Raw genomic sequence first — 15,359 nt, 5'->3', positions numbered from 1 at the left:
TTTATGCCGTTACACCAATGTTTTGGGAATTACGCAACGTTTCTAACTGTTTCAACTGCTGTGACTGTTGTTCTAGGCGAATTGATAAGCGATCGCACACTAGTTCGCAGATCTCAAAAATTAACGGATCGGCGATTTCATAAAACACACTCACCCCTTGCGGTTGACGCTTAATCATCCCAGCTTTGGTGAGAATTTGCAGATGTTTGGATACATTGGCTTGTCCCAATCCAGTGATGGCGATAATTTCGCTAACATTTTTGCTACCTGACCTCAGAGAACATAAAACTTGAAGTCTGCTAATTTCAGATAGTACTTTAAAATAATCAGCAATTTGCCCTAAAGCAGCAGGTGAAGTTTCTAACATAAAGATTCGCACGCTTATACATATATTTATTATATTATTATATGGTAGTATAATCTCTAGCAATAGTAAGCGATCGCATTTCCTGAAGAACGCCAATTTTCTATCTACAAACCTGCTACTCTCTGAAATTGTTCCAAGATTACTCTTTGGTTCTGGGGGAAAGAGACATAATCAAAGCAAGCAGGACACGGAGACAAAAAAGTGCAAATTACTAAGCGCAATGTCGAATTAAGAGTAAATGACAGTTTAATGCGTGTCTATGTAGCGGCTCCTAAAGCAGAAGGAGTTTATCCAGGTATTGTATTTTACAGTGATATTTATCAGTTAGGCGGGCCGATCGTTCGTTTAGCTAACTACCTAGCAGGATTTGGTTATGTAGTCGCCGCACCAGAAATTTTCCATCGCCTTGAACCAATTGGTACAGTTATTGAACCCGACGATCTCGGTCGGATGCGAGGGAATGATGATGCACGCCGAACTGCGATCGCAGATTATGATGCAGATTGTCGTGCAGTAATTGAATTTCTCAAAACAGAAAGTGCAGTTTCTCCAGATAAAATAGGTGCTCTCGGCTTTTGTATTGGCGGACATTTAGCTTTCCGCGCAGCCTTTCAACCCGAAATTAAGGCTTCCGTCTGCTGCTACCCGACAGGTATTCCCAGCGGTAAGCTAGGTCAGGGAATAGCTGATACAATCCATCGGGTGAGTGAAATCAAAAGCGAGATGCTATTGGTATTCGGTACTCTCGACCCTCACATCCCAGAACCAGACCGCCAAACCATAATTCAATCTCTAGAGAATGCGAATGTACCTCACAAAGTTTTTCTCTATGAAGCAGAACATACATTTATGCGCGATGACGGTTATCGCTACGATTCCGCTGCTGCTACCTCTGCTTGGTCGGAAATAGTAACTTTTTTAGAACGGATATTTGCAAACTGAAGAGAAGTTAGGATGGCGATCGCGCTCTTATACTGAAAATTCCTCAATGCGATCGCTGTACAGATGTGGCTGGATGGATGATACAGTGTAGAGCGAACTGGCAATCAAACCTTGAGGAGTAAATTTATCGTGTCCGGTCGGCTAAGAACATTTGTTACGAAAATCTTGCTAAATCTCAGTTTGGCAATCTTCTTAACTCTTACTAGTAGTTTAATATTTCCTACTAGTTGGGCTTTTGCTGCTAGCTTGGGATTAAATAATGGTCATCTGAGTTCTTGTCCGACTTCAGATAACTGCGTTGTCAGCCAAGACGCCGATGCTAAACACGCGATCGCTCCGATTCCTTATCATGTAGACCGCAATGTAGCGAAAGAAACCTTACTCAAAGTTCTCACCGTTGTTCCCCGAACAGAAGTTCTAGAACAGACAAACGATTACATCCATGCTATTTCTAAAAGCCGCATCTTCAAATTTGTTGACGATGTGGAGTTTTATTTTCCTCCTAATGAGTCAGTCATTCATCTGCGTTCCGCATCTCGTGTAGGAGAGTCGGATCTCGGCGTTAACCGCAGGCGTTTAGAGCAAATTCGTCTTGCTCTGCGAGATTTAAATATTTGATTTAATCTCACCTGAATTGCTGTAATCGCTATTAGTTTTACACAGAGAACTTATACAAAATATTTCCCTCTTCATTGACTTCAAAAGAAGCATTGAGTTCTTTAGATTTCTCATCTAAATATTGTTTAGCGTCCTGGATTGATATTTCAGCATATCTCGCCATTTGAAAAACTGTTATACTTCCAGCATTATTATCAACTAATTCTAAGAACACTAAGTTTAGACGCTTTTGTTCTGATGCCACAAGTAATGCTTGTTCTTTGCGATTTTGCTGTCTTAATGACCAAATCATCCAGCCGCCTAAGGCTGTTGACGGAAGAGTCAGAATAGTTAAAGCAGCTATAGCATCGTGTTTGCCTTTAGGGGATGTTTTGGGATTGAGAATATCTACCATCATCCCAACAGAAAATGGAACACCAAATAATAGGAAACATATTGCAAAAAATCTTTTAACTGCTTTCATAAAACCTTTTTATTTAGTATTAAATATTAATTTAATCAATTATTTAGAGTTATTTGAATCTGTCATCCTTTCCAGTAATCTATTATCAATAGTAAGAATTGCAAGCTTACATAGATAAACAAAAACATCATAGTCCATTATACAACGTATAATAAAATACTGATTGTTAAGTAAATAGACCACATTGTCGGAAACAATGTTCCCTTGTGAAAACTGCTGTCTTGAAGCGATCGCTCGACACTTATCAAGGGCGAGGTTTCCCCACCCTTGTAAATGGCAAAGCGACTATACTAACCTCTAAAATAATGCTGTGCGATTTTGGCAGGTGGATGTTTTGATGTCTGAGGCGATTGTGAATGATGGCGATTCTGCACCAGTACCAACGCTGCAACTGCTAGGAGAAAATAACCAAAGGTCTTTTGAAGTTTTTGTGCTGGTACAAACTGAGCCAAGTATGCACCGGGAATTGTGCCTAAACTTGCAGCCACAATAAAGGACAACATGAGATTCCAATTGAGAGAAACATGTCCCAGGTAGCCCAAAAAGCCTGTAACTGAATTGAAGATAATAATCAGCAGTGATGTACCGATCGCCTTTTTCATGGGTAGATTTCCTAACAGTACCAAGGCTGGGACAATAGCAAATCCACCACCCACACCCACCAACCCAGTTAGTATCCCCACCCCTAAGCCTTCAGTCATTAACCACAACCAGCAATACTTACAAACAGGTTGGGGATAAAATCCTAGCTGTCGATCTGCGGCGACAGGCTGAGAACTACGGCGAATCATAAACACTGCTGCTAGCAACATCATGATTGCAAACAGCATCATTTGGAAGGTTTCGGTGACTACTGGGAGTGTGGCAATTTTTGCTCCGATAAATGCACCCAACATCGTTGCAGAACCGAAGATAATTGCAGTCTTGAGGCTGACATTCTTGGCTCGCCAGTGGGGAATCACTCCCAACAAACTAACTGTACCGACAATTACCAGCGTCATGGCGATCGCAGATTTGGGAGGTACACCCATGACATAAACTAAAATTGGCAGCGCCAGCACCGAACCACCACCACCAATTAAGCCCAAGCTCACACCAATACACAGAGCCAGTAAATGCCCAATAATCCACAGCGTCATACGCTACTCCGCTGGTTATAGGGTAGTTTCGCCAGCATCATCCCCAATATACAAGTGTCTGTTATACCCGAATAGATTAACCCTGCTCCCATGAAGCCACTAAGAAGTAAAAACCAGGGAGAAACAAAAGCTCCTAGTACAGTACCTATGAAGACAGAGGAACCTGTAACAATCTGAACTTGCCGTAGTAGGCTAATTGGAGCATTTTGGTTGATTGTGGTAGGATAACCTGCCTCTTTCCAAGTACTAATACCACCATGCAAATGAGTCACTTTTGTAAATCCAGCATCAAATAGCTTTTGGGCAGCCATTGTCGAGCGATTTCCAGAGCGACAGTAGAGAACGATGTTACCCTCTTGAGGAATCTTGCGAGGATCAAAATTGGATAAGGAAACTAGGGTTGCGCCTGGGATATGTTCGCCCGCAAATTCCGCTGGTTCGCGAACATCAATCGGTGTCACAGCTTTTTGGTCAAGCAGCTGTTTGAGAGTTTGGGCATTAATAGTTTGTAATCTGTTCGCACGAGAAGTAGTCATCAAATTTATCCTTTAGTTCTCTATAAGCAATACTTCGGACAAAATTAGGCAGCAATAACGCCGTAAGATCGTAGGCTTTGGTAGTTAGGATGAGATTTAATTACAGTCGCACAAAGGCCTAACTTTGAAATAAACGTGTCGAGCAAATGGTCATTAAAAGAGCGTCGTTTGACACTGGCCATTGAAAAGACAAAGGGTTGTTGACCCGACTGCTGTCGATAAGCATCGAGCTTGGCAAGATTTAAGGCAGTGAAACTGACATTGAAATGAAAATCAAGTTTTTTAACATCACGGGCTTGACAATCACTCAGTCCGGTAAACTGTTTAGCATCACGGAAGATGAATTCGATTTGAAAGCGCAGTTTGTAGAAACGATAAATTTCGTCTGGCGATTGGCTGATATCTGTCGAGAATAAGACAGCATAACTCGGTTTGTGAGGCTGACGGCGGTCAAGTAAATAAGCCAGGCGTATCTTGCGTTTGAGTGAAACGTGCCATACAACAGATGTGTAGAGTTCAAGCCCTGATTGCAGTTCGCGTACCCAACTCAAGCGAGTAGGGTCGGCTAGATCAACTTTGCCATCATATTTACGTTTAGCTCCCCGTGCTTTTTGTTCACCTTCAAACACATATCGTAGATTCGCATCTCGGCGCAGTTTACTAATCACATCGAGCTTGAGCGCCCTCACCCCTGTGACAAATGCTTCCTTGGCATATGCTCCATCCACAGCAAGATAGCGAACTTGGGGAGGTAATTGAGGTTGAGTAATTTCCAGGTGGTGAAGATAGTAGTCCATCCGTGTCAGTTCTGGACAGAAGCCTTGGTCAAATGTTTGTTCAGCAAGCAGACCAAAGCCCACTTCAGTTTCTACATTTATCACCGCCACCAAGGACACTTCCAATCCTTTCTCGACTCGATTGTGACTACCATTGTAAAATTGGTCAAGTCCAAAGGTCTTTTTCCCACTTTTGGCAATGAATGAGCAATCCATCACGGCGATCATCTGGTGCTGTAAAGAGTTTGCTGCTTTGATAATTTCTGCGTTGAACTGGGCGAAGTCAAACTGTCTGTGAAACTGTCGTCGATAGGTTTTCTCGCTCAAACTGCTGTAGCGACTCAAGTTGGTAAAATTTACCTTGCCACATGTAATTAATATCGTTGCAAACAGCGTTGTCATCACCTTTACTCCCGGTTTGCCCAAAACGCCCATTTTTTCCACCAGGCTTTGTATAATTTCCATACAGCTATCGTTCCTGTGCTTGTTTCTTCTAATCAGCACCCTAATGGATCGATAGCTTTCTTGTCGATTGGCTCAACTCAAAACTGTCCGGAGTATTGTATAAGTAGACAGGTGTGAATATTTATCGTTGAGGTAAGGCAAAGGGCAGAAGACTTATAAATTTGAATTAAGCTGCGACGCTACCGCAGCGCTGGTTGGCTGGTACTGCTTCCATAATCTTTTTGGGGTCGGGTAGGTTAAGATTTGCCATCAATTGCACAAATTCATTGCGATCGCGTCCGGCTAATCGAGGGTTCCACAGCTTCTCTTCACCAATAGTAGAAACAGTATGTCCGCGATAATCGTGACCGGGATAAACTAAGGTTTCATCAGGTAGCGCGAACAATCTTTGCGTTATTGAGTCATACATCGCTTCTGCATTCCCGCTTTGGAAGTCAGTTCTTCCACAACCACGAATTAGCAACGCATCTCCAGTTAACAGGTGAGTGCTATTAACTAGATATGCCATGTGGCTGTCGGTATGACCGGGAGTGGCGATCGCTTCTATTCTCACACTCCCTACCTCTAATACTTCTTTATCTTTAATCAAGCGGTCTGCACAAGCAACTTGGGCATTCTCTGGTACGATTCCCTGACAACCTGTTAACTCACGTAGTTTTGCTGTACCTGTAATATGGTCGGCGTGGATATGGGTTTCTAGACAGAATTTTAGAGTTAGTCCTAGTTCGTTGAGCAATCGGCGATCGCGTTCCACCTGCTCTAACACCGGATCGACTAAAACAGCAAATTTAGTTGCAGGATCTGCAATTAGATAAGTATATGTACTAGTTTCTGGATCGAATAGTTGTCTAAATAACATCATGGCTGACTCCAATAATCTCTCTTGCCAATATTTTACTTGTTAATACTACTATATAACTAAATAGTAGTATTGATGAATATTGTTTGCAAAAAGATAATTAAAATTCCTAGCTGGTAAGACTTTTTACTCTACGGACTGACACGAATGACGACGGCAGTAATACCGCAATCCCCATAAAGATGTAACTAAAATTACAATTTTTAAGACCAAGGGACTTAAAAGAAAACTAATAAATAGACTGACTACGGCAATGGTGGTTGTCAAAACAACTACTATCTCTTCTTGACGAAAGTAAAATCTGAGAAAGATAGCAATGAGTGCCAGGATCAAAGATATATACACGATCATTTGCGATTGGGGATTGAGGATTGGGCATAGGCTATGGGGCATTTCCCCGCACTCCCAAAAAATGCATTAGTGGAAAGTAAAGATTTTTATAATTCTGCTTTACCAACTCACTATATTACTATATAGTTATATCATAAGATGGTGGTTATGAGGTAAAACTGCTGTGGGATGTCAGTCGCAGACCGCAAAATAGGCGGTATCAGTAGGTGAACCTTGTAACTAGTAGGAGTGAGCTGCTTGACTCTGGCTGCATTAAATAGTTACCGGGGGGAATTTTATGGCTCGGATTGTGGTGATTGGTGCTGGAATTGGAGGATTACCTATTACCTACGAACTGCGACGACTACTGCCAAAAGAGCATCAAATTACACTAATTTCCAATACTCCTAAGTTTACTTTTATTCCTTCCCTACCTTGGGTAGGGTTGAATCTTAAAGAACTTGAGAGTATTCAATTAGATGTAGAAAATCTGCTAGTAAATCGAGGAATAGATTGGATATTAGGAGGAGTTAGCCAAATTCAGCCAGAGTTACAGCAAATCGTTGTAGACGATACTGTAATTTCTTATGATTATGTAGTGATTGCCACAGGTGCAGAGTTAGCACTAGACGCAATACCAGGATTAGATCGGGGATATGTGCAATCGGTGTGTAATCCAGCTCATGCACTCAAAGCCGCCCAGTGCTGGAAACAGTTTCTCAAAAAGCCAGGGCCGATAGTAGTAGGTGCAGTACCCGGTGCTAGTTGTTTTGGCCCAGCTTATGAGTTTGCATTACTTACAGATTGGTTATTGCGACGATATGGTTTGCGCAGTTGGGCCCCTATTACTTTCGTCACACCAGAACCCTATATTGGACATTTGGGAATTGGTGGGATGGCAAATTCTGCGGAGTTAGTCACAAAATTACTCAAACAAAAAGAAATTACAGTACTTGAAAACACCGCTATTAGCCATGTTGGGCCAGACACAATTTATTTAGCAGATGGTCGTTCTCTACCATTTGCTTTTAGTATGTTGCTTCCGCCATTTAGGGGGCCGCGTTTTTTACGGGAAGCACCGTATTTAACTGACCAAAAAGGGTTTATGCCTGTACTGCCAACATACCAACATCCTCAGTTTCCCTCAATATATAGCGTTGGGGTGATTACGCAACTCAAACCACCAGAACAAACTCCCATTCCCATTGGTGTACCCAAGACAGGCCAAATGACCGAAGCAATGGGAGTAGCTGTAGCTCATAACATTGCTGTGCAACTAAAGGTAATTTCTGCACCTTTAGTAACTCCCACCTTAGAAGCACTTTGTTTAGCCGATTTTGGCGACACAGGAATTGCATTTTTAGCAGACCAAGTTTTACCAGATCCAATTACTAAGCAAAGACGCAGAGCCATAGCTAAAGAAGGGCTTTGGGTCAGTTGGGCTAAGACTGCTTTTGAGAAGTTTTTCCTAGCTAAGATGCGTTGGGGTTTAGCAGTGCCTTGGTTTGAGCATTGGGGATTAAATCTGATGAATTTAACCCTTGTAAAACCTGTTGAAGACTCCGAGTTAACAAAAAATCCTCAACCTGTTGAGATGAAATAGCCATTTGTCATTTGTTGAAAATGTAGGGTGTGTTGTCGCGTAGCGCAACGCACCGACAAAAATTGTAGATTTTCACCTTAATTATTCTCTATTAAATCTGGAAATTTTACAAAAATATATTAACCAGAAAGAGGAGAAATAAATATGAAAAGGATAATCCCAACAATTGCAACAATTTCTATTTTGAGTTTACTTTCAGTACCAGTTGTATTAGCTCAATCAGGTACAGGAGGATGCCCTTCTAGGGCTACTTCCTCCCAAGGAATGTATGACCCAAAAACTGTAGAAACTATAACTGGTCAAGTAATTGCTATCGACAACACTGCTTCTCCTAGAGGAATGTCTGGTGGCTTGCATTTAAAAGTCAAAACTCCCACAGAAGAGATTCCAGTACATTTGGGGCCAGTATGGTACATCAACCAACAAAACATCCAAATTAAACTTCAAGACCAAATTGAAGTTAAAGGTTCAAGAATTACCTTTGCTGGACAGCCAACAATCATTGCTGCCCAAATTAAAAAAGACAACCAAATTCTGAAGTTACGTTCTGATGATGGTCTACCAGTTTGGGCTGGATGGAGAAGAAACCAGAGGTAAGCCAATGAACAGTGACGAGCGCAATAGCCAGCTAAAAATTTACTTTCAGTTAGTAGATGTTTTAGCACTAATTACTGGCTGGAGTTTGGCATTTTTGACAGGGTTGTTATTGTGGTTTGCCCCTATAGAAAAAGATGTGGATATAGTCGTTTGGTTTTTCGGTTTATTAAAGCATGAATGGGGCAAACTTCATTTATTTATGGGTGTAATTGCTTTGTGTATCACAACGGTTCATCTTGTAATTTCTCAAAGAGTTTTACAAAGTTTGCATCATCGTCACAATTTATGAGAATAATCTTTATTAAAGATGTATGGAAATTGCACTCAACCCGAATGAATTAGAACTACTAGCACGCCGCTTTAAAGTTCTTGCAGAACCCACAAGATTGCAGATTTTAGGGGCGTTATGTAATCAAGAGCAAACCGTACAGGAAATATGCGATCGCACTGGTCTTAAACAAGGAAACGTCTCTAGACACTTACAACTGATGAAAGATGCAGGAGTGTTAACTTGTCGCCGCGAGGGTTCATGGCGCTACTACCGTGTGATCGATACCGAACTTTTAGCCATGTGCAAACAAGTTTTCCGCAACGTTATGAGGTGATTTGTGATACCTTGCCACATCCGAAGAATTTTCTCTTGGCTATTACTACTTGGCAGCTTAGTTTTACTGATTTGGGGCAATAAGTAACTAGATTTGTCATTTGTCATTTGGTGTTTGTCCCAATTACCCATTACCCAATCCCCAGTCCCCAATCCCTAATCTCTTGGAGTTAAAAACATGACAGAATTATTTTCCTCAGAATGGATGCAAGCTTACGCAGAGAAATGGAATCAAGAACCGGAATTAGCAGATGCGCTCAAACAAATTCATTTCAATTCTGTAATTGGTTATGGCTTTGAAGATGAGTCAGAACCTAGAGGTGTACTCACCATTGTGGATGGAAAAGCTATTGAAGCAAGTGCTTACAATGGGCAAAAACTTAACTGGGATCTGCGTGCTGACAAGGATAATTGGCAACAGTGGGTAGCTAAGGGCTTAAACATGATGGGTTTGAGTATGGCTTATATGTCACGCAAGCTGCAATTCCGTGTGGGAGATTATCTCGCCATGATTAAAGATCCACGCATGGCAGGGCCATTTATTAAGTCTTTCTCGGTTATGGGTAGAGTTTGAGTTATTAACCGCCGATAAACGCAGATAAACGCCGATTTGATGAGATGTATTTTATTCTCTCTGCGTCTGTGCATAAAACAGCTGCAAGAAAATTACTTCCAATCCAAAATCCAAAATCCAAAATTCCAATGAAACGTACTCTCAAAGAAAACGAACAAAATCAAACTCAACCTTTCAGCTTAGGTGCTAGACAACTGCGATCGCGACAAGCACAATTCACAATCATTGATGCGCGCAGTTGGATGGAGTACGTTCTTGGGCATATTCCCGGAGCACGTTACCTCAGTCAAAGCAGTATCCTAAAGGAAATTCCTAAAGACCAACTAATAGTAGTCACTTGCCTGTCAGGACACCGCAGTTTATCAACCGCAAATTGGTTAATAGAGCAAGGCTACAGTAAGGTTTACAACTTACAAGGCGGCATCATGACATGGCAACAGTTAGGCTATCCTCTGCAACGAGGAAACAATCCCTAGCTATTTGATGCTGAATTAATGGGAGAGCAAAATCAATCTTATGTTTAACGATCAATCGTCCGTCAAATTGGAACCAACTCATACAGACATTACCGCAGAACCAGCCCCAGAACTACAACCCAAAAAACCCAAGCGGCTGCCAACGATCGCCTTGATTACTGCGTTAGCTTTGCTCGCCGTAGGCATCGCATTTGGGGGCGTGGCTTGGTTCTGGTTATTTCGTCATGCTTCCGAATCTACGGAAGCGACAACCGCTAATCTCCAACCTCTAGAGGTGGAAACTACAACGGCTGCTCAAGAATCTATAGCTGGTGACAGCAGCCTGACTGGTACTATCGAATCTGTAGAGACTGTCACCACTACCAGCCGGATTCAAGGACAAATTAAAAGTCTTCCAGTAGCAGAAGGCGACAGAGTCAAAGCTGGTCAAGTGCTGGCTATTATCGATGTTAAAGATATCCAAGCCCAAGGGAATCAAGCATTAGCAGCCATCGCCCAAGCACAAGCTGGTGTCACAGTGGCGGCGGCGGCGCAAACGCAAGCAATGGCTAGTAAAACCCAGGCAGAAGCACAGTTAAATCAAGCCGAGGCGGGACAACAACAAGCCGAAGCCCAACTACAAGAAGCAGAAGCACAATTAGCTGATGCCCAATTAAATCAACGCCGTATGGCAATGCTGCAAAAAGATGGTGCAGTTAGTCAGTCACAGTTGGATCAGGCGAATACACAAGTTGCATTAATTCAAGCGCGAATTAAACAAGCCAAGGCGGGTATCGATCAAGCTAAACGGGGAATTGATCGCGCCAAAGCTGGCGTACAACAAGCCAGTTCCCAAGTTCAACAAGCCCAAGGCGGAGTAGAACAAGCACGTTCCCAAGTCCAACAAGCCAAAGCTGGACAACAGCAAACCCTCGCTAATTTAAACTATGGCACTGTCACCGCACCCTTCGCAGGCGTGATTACCAAAAAACATACAGAAGTTGGTGCGATCGCGGGGACAGGACAACCTATAGTGACATTAGAAAGCACCAATCGACTACGTTTAAGTGTCGCAGTCCCAGAATCCTTAATTACCCTAGTCAGGCTAGGAGACGAAGTGACAGTACAGCTAGATACTGTGAACCGTTCCGTTACTGGTCACGTGCGGCAAATGGTACCTTCTGCTAACTTAAATTCCCGTAGTTTTACGGTAAAAGTAGCTTTAGATAATTCCTATAAATTAATGCCAGGAATGTTTGGCCGCTTAGAACTACCGCGAGAAACTCGCACAGTCATGATGATTCCGCAAAATGCTGTGTTTAAGCGTGGTCAATTAGAAGGAGTATATGTAATTGCGGCTAATGATATTGCTCAATTACGCTGGGTAAAAACCGGGAAAGTGCAAGATAAAAAAGTAGAAATTGTCTCCGGGTTAGAAGCAGGCGATCGCATTATTACTAGCAATGTTGATGAACTGCGTGATGGACAGCAGGTTGTTGCTAATAAATAAAGAGTTTTTTCTCACGCAGAGGCGCAAAGGCGCAAAGAAGAATGCAATACTCTGCTCTCAGTTAAAAACTCTCTTCTACTCTCTTCCCTTCGTGTTCTTCGTGCCTTAGCGGTTCGTTTATCTCTTCTCCCCATCTCACAAAACTGCATATCTTATGAACGGTAAAAGTTCAGAGCCAAAAATCCAAAATCAATCTAAACTTGGTTTTGTTGGCAAACTAGCCAAAAAATTTATTGACTCTAAATTAACTCCCCTAATTATTTTAGTTTCATTATTATTAGGCATTGGGGCAACGATAATTCTACCCCGCGAAGAAGAACCGCAAATTACAGTTCCAATGGCGGATGTATTCGTGCAAATGCCAGGTGCAACTGCCAAGGAAGTAGAACAGCGCATTACCTTCCCGATGGAGAAGTTAATTAAAGAATTACCTGGTGTCGAGTATGTTTATTCTACTTCTAGCCCTGGTTCATCTGTTGCCATAGTCCGGTTTTACGTAGGGCAAAAAACCGAAGATGCTATTGTTCAACTTTATAACAAGCTATACGCTAACTTCGATAAAATTCCGGCTGGTGTTTCTCAGCCATTAATTAAATCTCGTGCCATTGATGATGTACCGATTCTGACACTCACTTTGTGGAGTAATGAAGCCAACGCTACTGATTTACGGCAAATTGCGGCTCAATTGGATGAGCAAATCAAGCAGGTACCAGATGTATCGGAAACCACTTTAATTGGTGGTCAAAAACGACAGTTACGCATCGAAGTTGACCCTGCAAGATTGAATGCGTTCGGCTTAACTCCCTTAGATATTTCCCAAGCATTACAGTCACAAAATACCGAACTAGCAAGCGGTGCTTTGAGCCAAAACAATCAATCATTCTTAATTAGAACTCAAAGCTTTATTCGCTCGGTAGAAGATGCACAAAATTTAGTTGTCAGTGTGGCGAATAATCAACCTGTATATTTACGGGATGTAGCTACTGTTAGCGATGGTGCAGAAGAACCCGCTAGTTATGTATTTTTCGGACAAGGAAAGACAGAAGGTAAACATGGTGCAAAGCAAACAGCGACGGGTGAAGCCGATGCAGTGACAATTGCGATCGCCAAACGTCCAGGTGCAAATGCAATTCAAGTTTCCCATCACGTATTGCACAAGTTAAAGGAAATTCAACATAATTACATACCCAACTATGTACAGCTAACAGTCACGCGCGATTATGGGGAAACCGCCGCAGAACGTTCTAACGAGTTGCTAGTCCACATGGGGATTGCGGTAATTTCTGTAACAGTCCTCATGTGGTTTGCACTAGGTAAGAAAGAGGCAATGGTGGTGGCAGTTTCCATCCCTGTTACCTTAGCGCTAACTCTCGCCAGCTTTGTATTTTATGGCTTTACCCTTAACCGTGTAACATTTTTTGCGCTAATTTTCTCCATTGGTATTTTAGTAGATGATGCGATCGTGGTTGTAGAAAACGTTGGTCGCCATTTGCAACTTCCCGAAAACAAAACCCGAATGCAGTTATCCCGGAATCGCCAAAAGACACTACAAAAAATTGTCCTCGAAGCTGTTGACGAGGTGGGAAATCCGACAATTTTGGCGACCTTAACCGTTATTGCGGCGATTCTGCCAATGGCATTTGTCGGTGGGTTGATGGGGCCTTATATGCGTCCAATTCCTTTAGGTGCATCTGCGGCGATGATTTTCTCCGCGTTAGTGGCGTTTATTGTTGTCCCTTGGGCAACGATGCGCTTTTTTGGTAGTTACAATAGTCACAATCGCGGACATGAAGAGGAAGACTTTCTCAGTCGGCTTTATCGCCGCTTCATGGGGCCGTTAATTGCGCGTCGTCAATGGGGAAACGCCTTTATTGCAGGAACACTGGCGTTATTAATCGCAGCGTTGGGATTAGCGGGATTTCGGTTAGTTATCCTGAAAATGTTACCCTACGACAACAAAAGCGAATTGCAGATTGTCCTCAATATGCCAGAAGGGACAACCCTAGAACAGACGGCTAGGGTAACGAAAGAAATGGGGCAATATCTCACAACAGTACCAGAAGTGACAAACTATCAAAGTTATGTTGGTACTGCGTCACCTTACAACTTCAATGGCTTGGTGCGACATTACTTTTTGCGTTCTGGTGCGAATATTGCAGATATGCAGGTGAACTTTTTACCGAAAGGCGATCGCAATCGTCAAAGCCATGATATTGCTAAAGCTATCCGTCCCCACCTCAAGCAAATTGCTGATAAGTATAACGGTCGTGTGCAAGTAGCAGAAATACCTCCAGGGCCGCCAGTGTTGCAAACTTTGGTGACAGAAGTATACGGTGCAGATTACGATAAACAAATTGAACTAGCGCGACAAATACGCGAAATTTACAAGAATACTGCCGATATTGTGGATGTGGATTGGTACATGGAATCACCACAAACAGAATATCAATTAGTAATTGACCGAGAAAAAGCTGCCCTCAATGGTATTAGTCCGGCACAAATTTCGCAAGTATTACAAATTGCTCTTTCTGGTCAAAATGTGGGGTTACTACATGATGCTAATTCCCGCGAAGATATCACTATTAACTTACGGTTAAATCAAGCAAATCGCACCAGTTTAGCAGACCTGAAATCTTTAAAGATGAAAGGAGTAAATGGTAATTTAGTCGCTGTCAGTGATTTAATTCAAACTAAAACTACCACAGCAGACCATAGTATTTATCACAAAAACTTAAAGCCTGTAGTTTATGTTACGGCTGATGTTGCTGGGAAAGTTGAGAGTGCAGTGTATGCCATGCTCAATGTGCAATCTCAAATAGATAAACTCTCCCATACTAAGGGCTATAACATTACTACCTATTTTACCGAACAACCGCCAACTACCGAAAAATTTGGCATTAAATGGGATGGTGAATGGCACGTTACCTTTGAAGTATTCCGCGATTTAGGAATTGCTTTTGCTGTAGTGTTGGTGTTGATTTATGCCCTGGTAGTTGGCTGGTTCCAATCCTTTGTAACTCCCTTAGTAATTATGGCAGCAATTCCCTTTTCTCTAGTAGGAATTATGCCAGCCCACTGGCTAATGGGAGCATTTTTCAGTGCTACCTCCATGATTGGCTTTATTGCCGGAGCCGGAATTGTAGTGCGAAACTCGATTATTTTAGTAGATTTTATTGAATTGCGTCTGAAAGAAGGAATACCTTTAGAAGAGGCAGTAATTGATGCGGGCGCAGTGCGATTTCGCCCGATGTTACTCACCGCCGCAGCAGTAATAGTTGGTTCCGCAATTATTTTAACTGACCCAATTTTTCAAGGATTAGCAATTTCTTTAATGGCTGGTGAAGTCGCTTCTTTATTATTATCGCGTTCAGCCGTTCCCATTTTATATTACAAAGTCTGGCGGGGTAAGAAGTTAAAAGCAGCAGCTACCCTTATTCCTACTGTTATTGTCAACTAAATGATTAGAAGCTAACTTAAAGACTCTAATGATTTAGTAAGATTTGATGCTAAAAATATGGCAG

Annotated in this window: 16 protein-coding genes; 10 read left to right on the top strand and 6 right to left on the bottom strand. The window is 42.2% G+C overall.

Features of this window, described 5'->3' with window-relative positions; all coding sequences use genetic code 11:
• Position 1: 1 nt before the first annotated feature.
• The gene (locus AACU33_RS12640; protein WP_096588886.1) at positions 2–367 is read right to left on the bottom strand and encodes an ArsR/SmtB family transcription factor; all 366 of its coding nucleotides are present in this window, start codon (positions 365–367) and stop codon (positions 2–4) included.
• Positions 368–568: 201 nt separating this feature from the next.
• Here AACU33_RS12640 and AACU33_RS12635 point away from each other — a divergent pair, with 201 nt between their 5' ends.
• Positions 569–1,309: a dienelactone hydrolase family protein gene (locus tag AACU33_RS12635; RefSeq protein ID WP_096588884.1), complete on the top strand. Its 741-nt coding sequence runs from the start codon at positions 569–571 to the stop codon at positions 1,307–1,309.
• 129 nt (positions 1,310–1,438) lie between these two features.
• Entirely contained in the window at positions 1,439–1,927 is a 489-nt protein-coding gene (locus AACU33_RS12630) for a DUF1499 domain-containing protein (RefSeq protein ID WP_096588882.1), read from the top strand.
• Positions 1,928–1,964: 37 nt separating this feature from the next.
• On the opposite strand, the gene AACU33_RS12625 is transcribed toward AACU33_RS12630, so the two are convergent.
• The 5 genes from AACU33_RS12625 to AACU33_RS12605 form a co-directional block, all read right to left on the bottom strand.
• Positions 1,965–2,390 (bottom strand): hypothetical protein, encoded by a 426-nt coding sequence (locus AACU33_RS12625; RefSeq protein ID WP_096588880.1) that lies wholly within the window; start codon positions 2,388–2,390, stop codon positions 1,965–1,967.
• Between the two features lie 290 nt (positions 2,391–2,680).
• A complete protein-coding gene (locus AACU33_RS12620; RefSeq protein ID WP_339375963.1) occupies positions 2,681–3,529 on the bottom strand; it encodes a sulfite exporter TauE/SafE family protein in 849 nt (282 codons plus the stop codon).
• Positions 3,526–4,065 carry a rhodanese-like domain-containing protein gene (locus tag AACU33_RS12615; protein ID WP_096588878.1) on the bottom strand — a complete coding sequence of 180 codons (540 nt, stop codon included), beginning with the start codon at positions 4,063–4,065 and terminating at the stop codon, positions 3,526–3,528. Before AACU33_RS12615 ends, AACU33_RS12620 begins: the two co-directional genes overlap by 4 nt.
• A gap of 44 nt (positions 4,066–4,109) precedes the next feature.
• Positions 4,110–5,306 (bottom strand): transposase, encoded by a 1,197-nt coding sequence (locus AACU33_RS12610; RefSeq protein ID WP_339375962.1) that lies wholly within the window; start codon positions 5,304–5,306, stop codon positions 4,110–4,112.
• A 166-nt stretch (positions 5,307–5,472) separates the two neighbouring features.
• Positions 5,473–6,165, bottom strand: a complete 693-nt coding sequence (locus AACU33_RS12605) for an MBL fold metallo-hydrolase (protein WP_096588876.1) — start codon at positions 6,163–6,165, stop codon at positions 5,473–5,475.
• 628 nt (positions 6,166–6,793) lie between these two features.
• On the opposite strand from AACU33_RS12605, the gene AACU33_RS12600 reads away from it, so the two are divergent.
• The 8 genes from AACU33_RS12600 (at position 6,794) to AACU33_RS12565 (ending at position 15,295) form a co-directional block, all read left to right on the top strand.
• Positions 6,794–8,098, top strand: a complete 1,305-nt coding sequence (locus AACU33_RS12600; protein WP_096588874.1) for an NAD(P)/FAD-dependent oxidoreductase — start codon at positions 6,794–6,796, stop codon at positions 8,096–8,098.
• A 144-nt stretch (positions 8,099–8,242) separates the two neighbouring features.
• Entirely contained in the window at positions 8,243–8,695 is a 453-nt protein-coding gene (locus AACU33_RS12595) for a hypothetical protein (protein ID WP_339375961.1), read from the top strand.
• 4 nt (positions 8,696–8,699) lie between these two features.
• The gene (locus AACU33_RS12590; RefSeq protein WP_339375960.1) at positions 8,700–8,984 is read left to right on the top strand and encodes a DUF4405 domain-containing protein; all 285 of its coding nucleotides are present in this window, start codon (positions 8,700–8,702) and stop codon (positions 8,982–8,984) included.
• A 22-nt stretch (positions 8,985–9,006) separates the two neighbouring features.
• Positions 9,007–9,300: an ArsR/SmtB family transcription factor gene (locus AACU33_RS12585; RefSeq protein ID WP_096588871.1), complete on the top strand. Its 294-nt coding sequence runs from the start codon at positions 9,007–9,009 to the stop codon at positions 9,298–9,300.
• Positions 9,301–9,477: 177 nt separating this feature from the next.
• Positions 9,478–9,873, top strand: a complete 396-nt coding sequence (locus tag AACU33_RS12580) for an SCP-2 sterol transfer family protein (RefSeq protein WP_096588869.1) — start codon at positions 9,478–9,480, stop codon at positions 9,871–9,873.
• A gap of 128 nt (positions 9,874–10,001) precedes the next feature.
• The gene (locus tag AACU33_RS12575) at positions 10,002–10,349 is read left to right on the top strand and encodes a rhodanese-like domain-containing protein (RefSeq protein ID WP_096595232.1); all 348 of its coding nucleotides are present in this window, start codon (positions 10,002–10,004) and stop codon (positions 10,347–10,349) included.
• Positions 10,350–10,389: 40 nt separating this feature from the next.
• Entirely contained in the window at positions 10,390–11,838 is a 1,449-nt protein-coding gene (locus AACU33_RS12570; protein ID WP_096588867.1) for an efflux RND transporter periplasmic adaptor subunit, read from the top strand.
• Between the two features lie 154 nt (positions 11,839–11,992).
• Positions 11,993–15,295, top strand: coding sequence for an efflux RND transporter permease subunit (locus AACU33_RS12565; RefSeq protein ID WP_096588865.1), 3,303 nt, complete (start codon positions 11,993–11,995; stop codon positions 15,293–15,295).
• Positions 15,296–15,359: the final 64 nt, after the last annotated feature.

This window comes from Calothrix sp. NIES-2098, assembly GCF_963875125.1.
In the GTDB taxonomy this organism is placed as follows: domain Bacteria; phylum Cyanobacteriota; class Cyanobacteriia; order Cyanobacteriales; family Nostocaceae; genus Aulosira.
The sequence above is the reverse complement of the archived record's forward strand: the minus strand, read 5'-3'. Positions and strand labels throughout refer to the sequence as shown.